Origin of the sequence: Pseudomonas sp. CCI3.1, from assembly GCF_034313985.1 — a bacterium.
GTDB classification, from domain to species: Bacteria; Pseudomonadota; Gammaproteobacteria; order Pseudomonadales; family Pseudomonadaceae; genus Aquipseudomonas; species Aquipseudomonas psychrophila.
In genome coordinates, this window is sequence record NZ_JAVIWO010000001.1 from 3,211,952 (window position 1) to 3,226,360 (window position 14,409).

General features: G+C 58.9%; 14 protein-coding genes. 5 read left to right on the top strand and 9 right to left on the bottom strand.

Annotation, left to right across the window (positions count from 1 at the left end; all coding sequences use genetic code 11):
* Positions 1 to 27: 27 nt before the first annotated feature.
* Genes gmhB through glyQ form a run of 3 tightly spaced genes read right to left on the bottom strand, consistent with a single transcriptional unit; the run spans position 28 to position 3,576 of the window.
* Positions 28 to 561 carry a D-glycero-beta-D-manno-heptose 1,7-bisphosphate 7-phosphatase gene (gmhB, locus tag RGV06_RS14585; protein WP_046809506.1) on the bottom strand — a complete coding sequence of 178 codons (534 nt, stop codon included), beginning with the start codon at positions 559 to 561 and terminating at the stop codon, positions 28 to 30.
* 10 nt (positions 562 to 571) lie between these two features.
* Entirely contained in the window at positions 572 to 2,626 is a 2,055-nt protein-coding gene (gene glyS, locus RGV06_RS14590; protein WP_046809507.1) for a glycine--tRNA ligase subunit beta, read from the bottom strand.
* Positions 2,623 to 3,576, bottom strand: a complete 954-nt coding sequence (gene glyQ / locus RGV06_RS14595; RefSeq protein WP_019828634.1) for a glycine--tRNA ligase subunit alpha — start codon at positions 3,574 to 3,576, stop codon at positions 2,623 to 2,625. Before glyQ ends, glyS begins: the two co-directional genes overlap by 4 nt.
* Before the next feature lie 81 nt (positions 3,577 to 3,657).
* On the opposite strand from glyQ, the gene RGV06_RS14600 reads away from it, so the two are divergent.
* Complete coding sequence (locus RGV06_RS14600; RefSeq protein WP_019828633.1) at positions 3,658 to 4,215, top strand: DNA-3-methyladenine glycosylase I; 558 nt, start codon at positions 3,658 to 3,660, stop codon at positions 4,213 to 4,215.
* A 182-nt stretch (positions 4,216 to 4,397) separates the two neighbouring features.
* The gene (locus RGV06_RS14605; protein WP_016782851.1) at positions 4,398 to 5,285 is read left to right on the top strand and encodes a lysophospholipid acyltransferase; all 888 of its coding nucleotides are present in this window, start codon (positions 4,398 to 4,400) and stop codon (positions 5,283 to 5,285) included.
* Positions 5,286 to 5,400: 115 nt separating this feature from the next.
* Here the strand turns inward: RGV06_RS14605 and RGV06_RS14610 are convergent, their stop codons facing one another.
* From RGV06_RS14610 to def, 5 genes are all read right to left on the bottom strand, one after another.
* Entirely contained in the window at positions 5,401 to 5,712 is a 312-nt protein-coding gene (locus RGV06_RS14610; protein WP_046809508.1) for a tetratricopeptide repeat protein, read from the bottom strand.
* Positions 5,713 to 5,722: 10 nt separating this feature from the next.
* Positions 5,723 to 7,099 carry a Trk system potassium transporter TrkA gene (gene trkA / locus RGV06_RS14615; RefSeq protein ID WP_019828631.1) on the bottom strand — a complete coding sequence of 459 codons (1,377 nt, stop codon included), beginning with the start codon at positions 7,097 to 7,099 and terminating at the stop codon, positions 5,723 to 5,725.
* 19 nt (positions 7,100 to 7,118) lie between these two features.
* Positions 7,119 to 8,429, bottom strand: a complete 1,311-nt coding sequence (gene rsmB, locus RGV06_RS14620) for a 16S rRNA (cytosine(967)-C(5))-methyltransferase RsmB (RefSeq protein ID WP_048352448.1) — start codon at positions 8,427 to 8,429, stop codon at positions 7,119 to 7,121.
* Positions 8,426 to 9,385 (bottom strand): methionyl-tRNA formyltransferase, encoded by a 960-nt coding sequence (gene fmt / locus RGV06_RS14625; RefSeq protein ID WP_046809510.1) that lies wholly within the window; start codon positions 9,383 to 9,385, stop codon positions 8,426 to 8,428. Before fmt ends, rsmB begins: the two co-directional genes overlap by 4 nt.
* Positions 9,386 to 9,601: 216 nt before the next feature.
* Positions 9,602 to 10,108 carry a peptide deformylase gene (gene def, locus RGV06_RS14630; protein WP_019828628.1) on the bottom strand — a complete coding sequence of 169 codons (507 nt, stop codon included), beginning with the start codon at positions 10,106 to 10,108 and terminating at the stop codon, positions 9,602 to 9,604.
* A gap of 392 nt (positions 10,109 to 10,500) precedes the next feature.
* Between def and dprA the strand changes: the two genes are divergently transcribed.
* Together dprA and RGV06_RS14640 are read left to right on the top strand one after the other, a co-directional pair.
* A complete protein-coding gene (gene dprA / locus RGV06_RS14635) occupies positions 10,501 to 11,598 on the top strand; it encodes a DNA-processing protein DprA (RefSeq protein WP_322150304.1) in 1,098 nt (365 codons plus the stop codon).
* A 35-nt stretch (positions 11,599 to 11,633) separates the two neighbouring features.
* Positions 11,634 to 12,191, top strand: a complete 558-nt coding sequence (locus tag RGV06_RS14640) for an L-threonylcarbamoyladenylate synthase (RefSeq protein ID WP_019828625.1) — start codon at positions 11,634 to 11,636, stop codon at positions 12,189 to 12,191.
* Between the two features lie 141 nt (positions 12,192 to 12,332).
* Here the strand turns inward: RGV06_RS14640 and RGV06_RS14645 are convergent, their stop codons facing one another.
* Positions 12,333 to 13,310: an NADPH:quinone reductase gene (locus tag RGV06_RS14645; RefSeq protein WP_019828624.1), complete on the bottom strand. Its 978-nt coding sequence runs from the start codon at positions 13,308 to 13,310 to the stop codon at positions 12,333 to 12,335.
* A gap of 162 nt (positions 13,311 to 13,472) precedes the next feature.
* Between RGV06_RS14645 and hemF the strand changes: the two genes are divergently transcribed.
* The gene (hemF, locus tag RGV06_RS14650) at positions 13,473 to 14,387 is read left to right on the top strand and encodes an oxygen-dependent coproporphyrinogen oxidase (RefSeq protein WP_019828623.1); all 915 of its coding nucleotides are present in this window, start codon (positions 13,473 to 13,475) and stop codon (positions 14,385 to 14,387) included.
* Positions 14,388 to 14,409: the final 22 nt, after the last annotated feature.

Below are 14,409 nucleotides of genomic sequence, written 5' to 3' on the forward strand. Positions count from 1 at the left end.
AAGTGATGGGGCGTGTTCAAACCTGCTCTATTTGTGGATAAGTTCTGCGGCAACTGCCGCCAGATCGTCAAATATTAGGGTATTAACCGGTAGTTCTTTGGCCAAAGTTAGTAGGCCTTTTCCGGTTTTTACCAAAACGGGCTGAGAATCGACGGTTTGCGCAGCCTGCAAGTCACCCAAACTGTCACCGACAAACCAACATTGGGTCAAATCAGCGCCGTAATGCGCGGCAATCGTCTGCAGCATGCCCGGCTTGGGCTTGCGGCAAGCACAGCCTTCGTCGGGACCATGCGGGCAATAAACGATTAACCCGACCTCACCACCCTGCTGCGCCACCAACTCCCGTAAACGGGCGTGCATGGCGTCCAGCGTGGCGACATCGTAATAGCCGCGTGCAATGCCGGACTGGTTGGTCGCGATGGCGACTGTCCAGCCGGCCTTGCTCAACTGCGCAATGGCCTCGATCGAGCCGGGAAGTGGAATCCACTCCTCGACTGACTTGATGTAAGCGTCGGAGTCGACATTGATCACTCCATCCCGATCGAGAATCAGCAGTTTCAACGGTAACCCCTTAGCCCAGCAGTGAAATATCGGCGACGCCCAGGAACAGGCCGCGCAGACGCGCCAGCAATGCGTAGCGGTTAGCCCGCACGCTCGCGTCTTCAGCGTTGATCATCACCGCTTCAAAGAACGCATCCACCGGCTCGCGCAGCGAGGCCAGACGGGTCAGCGCTTCGTTGTACTGACGGGCAGCAGCCATTGGCTGAACGGCTTCGTCGGCCTTCTGGATGGCCGAGAACAGCGAGAACTCGCTGGCGTTGTCGAAATAGCGGGCTTCAACATGAGTCGAAACCGTGCCTTCAACCTTGCTCAGCAGGTTCGATACACGCTTGTTTACGGCGGCCAGTGCAGCGGCTTCCGGCAATTGACGGAACGCCTGCACGGCTTGCACACGTTGATCGAAGTCCAGCGCCGATTTTGGATTCAGTGCACGCACCGACAGGTAAGTGGCTACATCCACGCCTTCGTCTTCATATCGCGCACGCAGGCGGTCGAAGATGAATTCCAGTACCTGCTCAGCCAAACCGGCCGATTTGATCTTGGCACCGAATGCGCTGACAGCGAAGTTCACCGCTTCAGTCAGATCGAGGTCGAGTTTCTTGTCGATCAGAATCCGCAAGATACCCAGGGCAGCACGACGCAGCGCGTACGGGTCTTTGCTGCCGGTCGGCAACATGCCGATGCCGAAAATCCCCACCAGGGTGTCGAGCTTGTCAGCGATGGCCACTGCAGCGCCGGTCAGGGTGCTTGGCAACTCAGCGCCAGCGCCACGGGGCATGTACTGCTCGTTCAACGCCAATGCAACGTCTTCTGGTTCGCCGTCGTTCAGCGCGTAGTAGTAACCGGCAATGCCTTGCATTTCCGGGAACTCACCGACCATTTCAGTGGCCAGGTCGCACTTGGACAGCAAGCCGGCACGGGCTGCGCGCGAAGCATCGCCGCCAATGCGCGGGGCAATGAATGCCGCCAGCTTGGAAACCCGTACAGCCTTGTCGTAAACGCTGCCCAGTTGAGCCTGGAACACCACGTTTTGAAGACGCAGGTTGAAGCTCTCGAGTGTCTGCTTCTTGTCTTGCTTGAAGAAGAACTCGGCGTCAGTCAGACGTGGACGAACCACTTTCTCGTTACCCGAGACGATCTGCTGCGGGTCTTTGCTCTCGATGTTGGCCACAGTAATAAAACGCGGCAGCAACTTGCCATCAACGTCCAGCAGGCAGAAATACTTCTGGTTGTCCTGCATGGTGGTGATCAGGGCTTCTTGCGGCACATCCAGGAAGCGCTCTTCAAACGAGCACACCAGTGGCACCGGCCATTCAACCAGCGCGGTCACTTCGTCGAGCAGGCTTGGCGGCACGATTGCAGTACCTTCCTGCATGGTCGCCAGCTCGGCTACACGCTTGGAAATCAGCTCACGACGCTCATTGAAGTCTGCCAGCACATAGGCTTTGCGCAGATCTTCGAGGTAGTTGGCTGGCGCGGTGATGGTGACGTTTTCCGGATGGTGGAAACGATGTCCGCGGGAATCGCGACCCGATTTTTGCGCAAGGATCGTGCAGTCGATCACTTCATCGCCCAGCAGCATGACCAGCCATTGGGTTGGACGCACGAACTCGACCTTGCGTGCTCCCCAGCGCATGCGCTTGGGGATAGGCAGGTCGTTGAGCGAGTCTTCGACGATGGTTGGCAGCAGGCTGGCGGTCGGCTTGCCGACGATGACCTGGCTGAAGCGCAGTTTAGGACCGCTCTGATCAATTTCGCTCAGCTCAACGCCGCACTTCTTGGCGAAGCCGAGGGCTGCCTGAGTCGGGTTGCCTTCAGCATCGAAGGCTGCCTGACGGGGTGGGCCGTCGATGTTGATGCTGCGGTCCGGTTGCTGGGTTTCGAGCTGGGTCAACAGCACGGCCAGGCGACGCGGCGCGGCGTATACCTTTTTCGCGCTGAAGTTCAGACCTGCACCTTGCAAACCTTTTTCAATCCCGGCGAGAAACGCATCAGCCAGGGTATTGAGGGCTTTTGGCGGCAGTTCTTCAGTGCCCAGTTCAACCAGAAAATCTTGAGCACTCATTGTGCAGCCTCCAACTTAGCCAACACTTCATCACGCAAATCAGGTGGAGCCATCGGGAAGCCCAGCTTGGCGCGAGCTTCGAGATAGGCCTGAGCCACGGCACGGGCCAGGGTACGCACACGCAATATGTACTGCTGACGTGCGGTCACGGAAATGGCCCGGCGAGCATCCAGCAAGTTGAAGGTGTGGGACGCCTTGAGCACCATTTCGTAGCTTGGCAACGGCAGCGGCTGGTCCAGCTCGATCAGGCGCTTGGCTTCGCTTTCATAGAAATCGAACAGCTCAAACAGCTTGTCGACGTTGGCGTGTTCGAAGTTGTAGGTCGATTGCTCGACTTCGTTTTGATGGAACACGTCGCCGTAGGTCACTTTACCGAACGGGCCGTCAGTCCAAACCAGGTCATAGACGGAATCCACGCCCTGCAGGTACATCGCCAGGCGCTCAAGGCCGTAGGTGATTTCGCCAGTTACCGGGTAGCACTCAATACCGCCTACTTGTTGGAAGTAGGTGAACTGGGTGACTTCCATACCGTTCAGCCAGATTTCCCAGCCCAGACCCCAGGCGCCCAGTGTTGGCGATTCCCAGTTGTCTTCGACGAAACGAATGTCGTGTACCAGAGGGTCCAGGCCGATATGTTTCAGCGAGCCCAGGTACAGCTCCTGGAAATTTGGCGGATTAGGCTTGAGTACCACCTGAAACTGGTAGTAGTGCTGCAAACGGTTCGGGTTTTCGCCGTAGCGGCCGTCAGTCGGGCGACGACTGGGCTGCACATAAGCGGCGTTCCAGGTTTCCGGGCCCAGAGAGCGCAGAAACGTGGCGGTATGGAATGTGCCGGCGCCCACTTCCATATCGTAGGGCTGAAGCACCACACAACCTTGCTCGGCCCAGTATTGCTGGAGGGCGAGGATCAAGTCTTGGAAGGTACGCACTGCTGGCGTAGGCTGGCTCACAAATTCACCTGTTTCTTGGGCTGCGATTTAAAGAGCGGGAGTATACCCGATTCGGTCGCGCCTCCACCCTTTGGAGCCTATATGGCACGTTGTTTCTGGTGTTCAGAAGACCCGCTGTATGTGGCGTATCACGATCAAGAGTGGGGCGTGCCGTTGCGCGACGCGCATGGGCTGTTCGAGTTGTTATTGCTCGAAGGGTTCCAGGCGGGTTTGTCCTGGATCACGGTTTTAAAGAAGCGCGAGCATTATCGCAAGGTCATGTTCGGCTTCGATGTGCAACGTTTGGCGATCATGAGCGACGCAGAAATAGAAACATTGCTGCAAGATCCGGGGATCATCCGCAACCGTCTCAAGGTGGCTGGCGCACGGCGCAATGCCCAGGCCTGGCTGGCGCTGGAGGACCCGGTGGCGTTCTTGTGGTCGTTCGTGGGGGGCAAGCCGAAGATCAACCACTTCACTGAACGCCATGAATTCCCGGCGGTTACGCCGCAGGCTGAGGCCATGAGCAAAGCCCTGAAAAAAGCCGGTTTTACGTTCGTCGGCCCGACCATCTGCTACGCCTTTATGCAGGCCAGCGGCATGGTCATGGACCACGCCACCTATTGCGACCGTTACGCCGAACTGGCAAACGGCGGTTAGAATGGCCTTTTCGCCACACGCATAACCCGTAGCAGCTGCCGAAGGCTGCGTCCGGCGGCGCAGCCGTCGTAAATTCAGGCCCTGCGATGTGTCAGTAAAATCAAATACTCAGTATTTACGATTGCTTTGCAATCGGACGCAGCCTTCGGCAGCTGCTACGAGTATTTTCGAGAGATTATTTTGTGGAAAAGTTTAAAGGCGCCTTGCTGGTCGGGGCTTTGCGATTGTTTGCCATGCTCCCGTGGGGCGCGGTGCAGCGCGTGGGGTCGGCCATCGGCTGGTTGATGTGGAAACTGCCCAATCGATCGCGCGATGTCGTGCGTATCAACCTGGCCAAGTGCTTCCCCGAGATGGACCCGGTCGCCCGCGAGCAACTGGTGGGCCAAAGCCTCAAGGACATTGGCAAAAGCCTGACCGAGAGCGCGTGTGCCTGGATCTGGCCAGCCCAGCGCTCCATTGATCTGGTGCGGGAAGTCGAAGGCCTGGACGTCCTTAAGGATGCTTTGGCCTCGGGCAAGGGCGTAGTCGGCATCACCAGCCACCTGGGCAACTGGGAAGTGCTCAACCACTTCTATTGCAGCCAGTGCAAACCGATCATTTTTTATCGCCCGCCCAAGCTCAAGGCCGTCGACGAGTTGTTGCAAAAACAACGGGTGCAGTTGGGCAACCGCGTGGCCGCATCGACCAAAGAAGGCATATTGAGTGTCATCAAGGAAGTGCGCAAAGGCGGTCAGGTCGGTATTCCGGCCGACCCGGAGCCCGCAGAATCCGCCGGTATCTTTGTGCCATTTCTGGGCACCATGGCACTGACCAGCAAGTTTGTCCCCAACATGCTGGCGGGCGGCAAGGCAGTTGGCGTGTTTCTGCACGCACTGCGCCTGCCGGACGGCTCGGGTTTCAAAGTGATTCTGGAAGCGGCGCCCGAAGAGATGTACAGCACCGACACAGCAACCTCGTGCGCGGCCATGAGCAAGGTGGTCGAGAAATATGTGCGGGCGTACCCGAGCCAGTACATGTGGAGCATGAAACGCTTCAAAAAGCGTCCGCCGGGAGAGGCGCGCTGGTACTAAAGCCACTCAACCCCTGTGGGAGCGGGCTTGCTCGCGATTGCATCGACGCGGTTTTAAAACTGAACCGCGCTGTCTGCATCGCGAGCAAGCCCGCTCCCACATTAGATCTGCAGTGTCATGAGGCTTTATCCAGCTTCTTCAAAAACACAGTCATTTCTTTCTCGGCCTGTTTGTCGCCATGGGCCTGGGCTGCTGCAATCCCCTGCTCCCACGCCGTACGCGCGGCAACACGATCACCGGCTGCCAACTGCGCCTTGCCCAGCAGCTTCCAGGCGGCCGAATACTTGGGGTCAAACGCCACACAACGTTGCAGGTGCTCCGCCGCCTTGAGGTTATCCCCAAGGTCGAGATAACCCTTGCCCAGGCCAAAGCGCAGCAATGAGTTATCCACACCCTTGCCCAGCATTTTTTCCAGTGATTCCAGCATCCCTGACTCCTTAGAAAAAACTCAAGCCCACGTGGAACAGCTTCTCTACGTCGCGAATATGCTTTTTATCCACAAGGAACAAGATCACGTGGTCGCCGGCATTGATCACAGTAGAGTCGTGGGCAATCAGTACTTCTTCGTCGCGAATAATCGCGCCAATTGTCGTGCCCGGTGGCAGATTGATTTCGCCGATGCTGCGCCCAATCACCTTGCTCGACCTGGAGTCACCGTGGGCAATCGCCTCGATCGCCTCGGCCGCTCCCCGGCGCAATGAGTGCACGCTGACGATATCGCCACGGCGCACGTGGGCCAGCAAGGTACCGATGGTGGCCAACTGCGGGCTGATAGCGATATCGATTTCGCCACCCTGGATCAGATCCACGTAGGCCGGGTTGTTGATGATGGTCATCACCTTCTTTGCACCCAGACGCTTGGCCAGCAACGAGGACATGATATTGGCCTCGTCATCGTTGGTCAGGGCCAAAAATACGTCGGCGTCCGCAATGTTCTCTTCGAGCATCAAGTCGCGGTCTGAAGCGCTGCCCTGCAGCACCACAGTGCTGTCGAGGGTGTCGGACAAATAGCGGCAACGTGCCGGATTCATCTCGATGATCTTGACCTGATAACGGCTTTCAATCGCCTCGGCCAAACGCTCACCGATTTGTCCGCCTCCGGCGATCACAATGCGTTTGTAGCTTTCGTCGAGACGGCGCATTTCGCTCATTACTGCGCGAATGTTGGCCTTGGCGGCGATGAAGAAGACCTCATCGTCAGCCTCAATGACCGTATCGCCACGGGGAGTGATCGGTCGATCACGTCGGAAAATCGCCGCTACTCGCGTATCCACATTCGGCATGTGCTCGCGTAGCTGGCGTAATTGCTGACCAATCAATGGGCCGCCGTAGTACGCCTTGACCGCCACCAGTTGCGCCTTGCCTTCAGCAAAGTCGATAACCTGCAAGGCACCGGGGTGCTCGATCAGGCGCTTGATGTAATTGGTTACTACCTGCTCAGGGCTGATCAATACGTCGACCGGGATGGCGTCGTTATCGAACAACTCCTGGCCGCGTGTCAGATAAGCCGCCTCGCGTACCCGGGCGATTTTGGTCGGGGTATGAAACAGCGTGTAGGCCACCTGGCACGCGACCATATTGGTCTCGTCGCTGTTGGTGACCGCCACCAGCATGTCGGCGTCATCCGCCCCTGCCTGACGCAGCACGTTGGGCAACGAGGCTCGGCCTTGCACGGTCCGAATATCGAGCCGATCACCGAGGTCGCGCAGGCGCTCACCATCGGTGTCGACCACGGTGATGTCATTGGCTTCGCTGGCCAAATGTTCTGCCAGCGTACCGCCGACCTGACCTGCGCCGAGGATGATGATTTTCATGCCTGCAATCCCTAATCAGTTAGCCGCGAGCGGCAGCGATTTTGATCAATTTGGCGTAGTAGAAGCCGTCATGCCCGCCCTCTTGCGCCAGCAACTGGCGGCCGTGGGGTTGCTTGATGCCGAACTGCCCGGCGATATCCAGCTCTCGGGCACCCGGGGTACGGGCGAGAAAGGCTTCGATCACGTCGGTGTTTTCAGTCGGCAATGTCGAGCACGTGGCATAGAGCAAGATGCCACCGACTTCCAGCGTTGGCCACATCGCGTCCAGCAGTTCGCCTTGCAAGGTCGCGAGTGCGGCAATGTCGTCCGGTTGGCGGGTCAGCTTGATGTCCGGGTGACGGCGGATAACGCCGGTCGCCGAGCACGGCGCATCGAGCAGGATGCGCTGGAACGGCTTGCCGTCCCACCAAGTGGCGGTGTCGCGGCCATCGGCAGCAATCAGCTCGGCGCTCAGCCCCAGACGCTCAAGGTTCTCGCGCACACGCACCAGACGCTTGGCTTCGAGATCGACCGCCACCACGCCCGCCAGTGCAGGTTCGACTTCCAGGATGTGACAGGTTTTGCCGCCCGGCGCGCAGCAGGCGTCAAGTACGCGCTGGCCCGGCGCCAGGTCCAGCAGGTCAGCGGCCAGTTGCGCAGCTTCGTCCTGCACGCTGATCCAGCCCTCGGCAAAGCCTGGCAGGTTGCGCACATCGCACGCTTGGGCCAGTACGATCCCGTCCTGGCTGTAGACGCACGGTTGGGCTTCGATACCGGCTTCGACCAGCAGTTGCAGATACGCATCGCGGCTGTGATGACGGCGGTTAACCCGAAGAATCATCGGCGGATGGGCGTTGTTGGCCGCGCAAATGGCTTCCCATTGCTCAGGCCAAAAGGCCTTCAGGGATTTTTGCAGCCAGCGTGGGTGGGCGGTACGCACCACCGGATCATGCTCAAGTTCGGCCAACAAGGCTCCGCTCTCGCGCTGGGCGTTGCGCAGTACGGCGTTAAGCAGGGCTTTGGCCCATGGTTTTTTCAGCTTGTCGGCGCAGCCTACGGTTTCGCCGATGGCAGCGTGGGCTGGAATACGGGTGTAGAGCAGTTGATATAAACCCACCAACAGCAGCGCTTCAACATCGGCGTCGGCGGCCTTGAACGGCTTTTGCAGCAATTTGTTGGCCAGCGCCGACAAGCGCGGCTGCCAGCGCGCGGTTCCGAATGCCAGGTCCTGAGTCAGGCCGCGATCGCGAACCTCTACCTTGTCCAGTTGCAGCGGCAAGGAGCTGTTGAGCGATGCTTTGCCGTTCAACACTGCTGTCAGTGCCTTGGCAGCGGCCAGACGAGGGTTCATTGCGCGTTTTCCGTTTGACCGAGGGTGATGCCGACAGCGAATTTCTCACGGCGACTGTTGAAAAAATCACTGAAGTTCAGCGCTTTGCCGCCAGGTAATTGCAGGCGTGTCAGGCACAGCGCGCCTTCACCGCAGCCGACGATCAGGCCGTCTTTGCTCGCCGCAATAATTTGCCCTGGCGCGCCTGTGGCGTCAGCAACCGTCGCGGCCAGCACTTTAAGGGCTTCGCCACTGAGCGTGCTGTGGCAAATTGGCCAAGGGTTGAAGGCGCGAATCAGACGCTCCAGCTCAACAGCCGGGCGGTTCCAGTCGATGCGTGCTTCGTCTTTATTGAGCTTGTGAGCGTAGGTCGCCAGGGTATCGTCCTGCACTTCGCCTTGCAGCGTGCCCGCGGCCAGGCCTGCAATGGCCTGGATGACGGCCGGTGGGCCCAGCTCTGCAAGACGGTCGTGCAGGCTCCCGCCGGTGTCGTCGGCAGTGATCGGGGTGACAGACTTGAGCAGCATGGGGCCGGTGTCCAGACCCGCCTCCATGCGCATCACGGTCACACCGCTTTCACTGTCGCCCGCTTCGATGGCGCGCTGAATCGGCGCCGCCCCACGCCAGCGTGGCAACAGGGACGCGTGGCTGTTAATGCAGCCCAGACGCGGAATATCCAGCACCACTTGAGGCAGGATCAGCCCGTATGCCACCACCACCAGCAAGTCCGGCTTGAGCGCGGCCATTTCGGCTTGAGCTTCTGGGGCGCGCAGGGTTGGCGGCTGCATGACCGGGATGTTGTGCTCCAGGGCAAGCTGCTTGACCGGGCTTGGCATCAGCTTTTGCCCACGCCCGGCCGGGCGATCCGGTTGGGTGTAAACCGCGACGATCTCGTAAGGGGTGCTCAGCAACGCCTTGAGGTGTTCAGCAGCGAATTCTGGGGTGCCAGCAAAGACGATGCGCAGTGGCTCAGTCATGGATTACTCACTTGGAATAGGGGGCGCGGGAACAAGCGGCATTGAGCCCGCGAAGGTCAGGCTGACTCATTTCTAATGTGGGAGCGGGCTTGCTCGCGATGACAGCAACTCGATCTCTGTGAAAATCGCGTCGCCTTAATCGCGAGCAAGCCCGCTCCCACATCGGATCTCTGCATATACGAGAGTGTTGTCCGGGATAGGTCCGCTCGGGGTCGATCAAGCGTTCTGGCGGTGCAGTTTTTCCAGCTTCTTCTTGATCCGGTCACGCTTGAGCGTAGACAGGTAATCGACGAACAGCTTGCCGTTGAGGTGGTCGCACTCGTGCTGAATGCACACGGCCAGCAGGCCTTCGGCAATCATTTCGAAAGGCTTGCCGTCACGGTCCAGCGCTTTGATCTTGACGCGCTGCGGGCGATCAACGTTTTCGTAGTAACCCGGTACCGAGAGGCAGCCTTCCTGATACTGGCCCATCTCGTCGGACAGGATTTCGAACTCAGGGTTGATAAACACCATGGGTTCGCTGCGGTCTTCGCTCAGATCCATGACCACGATGCGTTTGTGCACGTTGATCTGGGTAGCCGCCAGACCGATACCCGGCGCCTCGTACATGGTTTCAAACATGTCATCGATCAACTGACGGACTTCGTCGTCCACAACCGCCACGGGTTTGGCGATGGTACGCAGACGCGAGTCTGGGAATTCGAGGATGTTCAAAATAGCCATAAGTTTGATTGGTGCACTGTGTGAAAGATTCAAAAACGGTTGTCAGGTGGGTCCTGTGGACTCGAGCAACCTGTGCAAAACGTCTCCTTCAGAGAGAACCCGCTCGGGCTCTGGCGTTTCACGCGAGCGCACATAATAAAGGGATTCACCCGCGGATGAAACGACTAGCTGCCGGGCTGCACGCACAGCTGGGCGGTGCATGTCTCAATTTGAAACCTGTGTGATCAGCCTCTTGGCGGCGTTCAACTAATGTTGGGTTTCCACGCACGATTTCAATCCTGAACCGGGTGCTCAATCCTGCCGTTTCCATAGTTTGCTAAACAACTTGTCAACAGACTTATCCACAGCTTGTGCCTTATGTTCAGATGGAATAACCGATCAAGGATGATCCCATGTCGCTGTCAGAAATATCCCCAGCAGAGCTCGAAGCCCGTTTGCGTTTGCACCGCCTGCCCGAGGTTGGGCCACGGCGTTACTACACCCTTTTTAGCGCCTTCGGTTCGGCCAGTTCGGCGCTCAGTGCGCCTGCCAGTGCCTGGCAGGCATTGGGACTGCCCACAGCCTGTGCCCAAGCGCGGCGCAGCCCGCAAGTTCGTGACGGTGCCAGCGCTGCATTGCGCTGGCTTGAGCGCTCCAGCCACCATGTGCTGCTTCATGATCAGGCCGATTACCCTGCGTTATTGAGTGAGCTGAGTGATGCGCCACCCCTGTTATTCGTGGCCGGAGATCCTACTATTCTGGAAAAACCGCAGCTGGCGATGGTCGGTAGCCGGCGTGCTTCACGGCCGGGTCTGGACACCACCGCAGCCTTTTCTCGCAGCCTTGCCGCAGCTGGTTTTGTGATTACCAGCGGGCTGGCGCTGGGGGTAGACGGCGCCGCACATCAAGCGGCGCTGGAGGTTGGCGGACAGACGGTGGGTGTATTGGGCACGGGGTTGCAAAAACTTTATCCACAGCGCCATCGCGCCTTGGCAGACGCAATGATTGCCAGCGGCAGCGCGGTGGTTTCGGAGTTCCCTCTGGACGCCGGACCACTACCGGCCAATTTCCCGCGGCGCAACCGCATCATCAGTGGTTTATCCCTTGGCGTGCTGGTGGTCGAGGCCAGTGTGGCCAGCGGCTCGCTGATCACTGCTCGTCTGTCGGCCGAACAAGGTCGCGAGGTGTACGCCATGCCCGGTTCAATCCACCACCTGGGGGCACGGGGTTGTCATCAGTTGATCCGCGATGGCGCCACCCTGGTCGAAACCGTCGAGCATATTCTGGAAGGCCTGCGGGGCTGGCGCTCAATGTCGTTATCTACTACAGATTTGTTTACACCAAGCTGTCATCCACTGGTGCAATTGTTGCAGGCAGCGCCTCAAACCAGCGAAGCGCTGGTTAATGCCAGTGGCTGGGATTTACCCCGGTTGCTGGCTGCTATGACCGAACTTGAACTGGCAGGGCATGTGGTGCTGGAGGGCGGGCGTTGGTTTGCGCGCCCCAGCTAAGTACACTGCGCGCAGCACATATCTGGAGACATTCGATGATCAGCACCTGGCGCGTCCAACAAGCTGCAAGAGCCATTCGCGCAGGCGCGGTAATTGCCTATCCGACCGAGGCGGTGTGGGGGTTGGGCTGCGACCCGTGGGATGAGGAAGCGGTCGAGCGGTTGCTGGCGATTAAGTCGCGGCCTGTGGATAAAGGCCTGATTGTGGTGGCAGACAACATTCACCAGTTCGACTTTCTGTTTGAAGACTTCCCCCAGGAATGGATCGACCGTATGGCCAGCACCTGGCCGGGGCCGAACACCTGGCTGGTGCCCCATCAGGGCTTGTTGCCCGAGTGGATCACCGGTGTTCATGACACCGTGGCGCTTCGCGTGAGTGATCACCCACTGGTGCGTGAGCTCTGTGCGTTGGTGGGGCCGATCGTATCGACCTCGGCCAACCCCGCGGGCTTGCCGGCTGCGCGTACTCGGTTAAAAGTTGAGCAGTATTTCCGTGGGCAAATTGATCATGTACTGGGCGGTAACCTGGGCGGGCGTAAAAACCCGAGCCTGATCCGCGACCTGGCCACCGGCAAGGTGGTTCGCCCGTCTTAAAAAGCACTCCCATCCTTGTGGGAGCGAGCCTGCTCGCGAAGGTCCTTAACGATAGCGCGTTCACTGGATAAACGCGGCGCTCTTGAGGCTTTCGCGAGCAGGCTCGCTCCCACGAGGGAGTGATCAATCGAGGTGTTTTTATTAAGGCAACAAAATCGTTGAGCCCGTTGTACGGCGTGCCGATAACTCGGTCTGTGCCCTGGCCGCATCACTCAGCGCAAAACGCTGGCTGATATCAACCTTGATGCTGCCACTGCGAATCATCTCAAACAGCTCATCGGCCATTGTTTGCAGGTTTTCGGCGTTATTGGCGTAAGTGGCCAGTGTCGGCCGGGTGACGTACAGCGAACCTTTCTGCGACAAAATCCCCAGGTTCACCCCCGTCACTGCGCCAGAGGCATTACCAAAGCTGACCATCAGTCCGCGAGGTGCCACGCAGTCCAGCGAGGTTAGCCAGGTGTCTTTGCCTACGCCGTCATACACAACAGGGCACTTCTTGCCGTCGGTCAATTCCAGTACACGCTGGGCCACATCTTCATGGCTGTAGTCGATGGTTTCCCATGCGCCCAGCGCTTTGGCATGTGCAGCTTTTTCGGCTGAACTGACGGTGCCGATCAGCTTCACGCCCAGCGCTTTTGCCCACTGGCAGGCAATCGAACCGACGCCACCGGCGGCGGCATGAAACAAGATAGTTTCGCCACCTTTGAGCTCGTAGGTCTGACGCAGCAAGTACTGCGTTGTCAGGCCTTTCAGCATCACGGCGGCGGCCTGTTCAAACGAAATGTCGTCGGGCAGCTTCACCACGTTCGCGGCGGGCAATACATGCAGCTCGCTGTACGCCCCCAGCGGGCCGGTTCCGTAAGCCACGCGGTCGCCGACCTTAACGGTGTGCACGTCACTGCCCACCGCATCAACGATCCCCGCGCCTTCATTGCCCAGCCCGGATGGCAGTTCAGCCAGTGGGTACAAGCCGCCCCGGTAATAGGTATCGATGAAATTCAGACCGATGGCCTGATTGCGTACCCGCACTTGCTGCGGACCCGGCTCGGCGGGCTGGTAGTCGACATACTCAAGCACTTCAGGGCCACCGTGGGCCCGAAACTGGATACGTTTAGCCATCTGCATTGTCCTCGCTCATTTCACGAAGCCACCATCCAACGCTTAAGCGTGACCTTCGTCAACAGCGGTGATGCGGGGTGCGGTGTTATGCTAGCGGCCCTTTGCCGCCGGCCCCGCTCAGAACGAAGTGCCGCGTCGCTTTGCCCGATTTAAGGTGATGTCATGACTACTCGCACCGAGGCTGTAAAAGCCTACCTGCTCGACCTTCAAGACCGCATTTGCAACGCACTGCAAACTGAAGACGGCGGCACGCAATTCATTGAAGACGCCTGGCAGCGCCCGGCGGGCGGCGGCGGTCGCACCCGTGTGATCGAAAACGGCCATGTGATTGAAAAAGGCGGGGTTAACTTTTCCCACGTATTTGGCAGCGGCTTGCCGCCATCCGCCAGCGCCCATCGCCCTGAACTCGCGGGCCGTGGGTTTGAAGCCTTGGGTGTGTCGCTGGTGATCCACCCGCACAACCCGCATGTACCCACGTCCCACGCCAACGTGCGTTTTTTCATCGCTGAAAAAGAGGGCGAAGAGCCGGTCTGGTGGTTCGGTGGCGGCTTTGACCTCACGCCTTACTACGGCGTTGAAGAAGACTGCGTGCATTGGCACCGTGTGGCCGAGCAGGCGTGTGCGCCGTTTGGCCCCGACGTGTACCCGCGCTACAAGGCCTGGTGCGACACCTACTTCCACATCAAGCATCGCAATGAGCCGCGCGGCATCGGCGGCCTGTTTTTTGATGACCTGAACGAGTGGGATTTCGACACCTGTTTCGCCTTTATTCGTGCCATTGGCGACGCCTACATCGACGCCTACCTGCCAATCGTCCAGCGTCGCAAAAACGACGAATACACCGCCCAACAGCGTGAATTCCAGGAGTTCCGCCGTGGCCGCTACGTTGAATTCAACCTGGTCTATGACCGTGGCACCCTGTTTGGCCTGCAATCGGGCGGTCGCACCGAGTCGATCCTGATGTCGCTGCCGCCGCAAGTTCGCTGGGGCTACGACTGGAAAGCCGAGCCGGGCAGCCCGGAGGCTCGTCTTACCGACTACTTCTTGCAGGACCGCGACTGGTTAGCCAACGCCTGACATTGCCCGAGGAGTTTGCCTG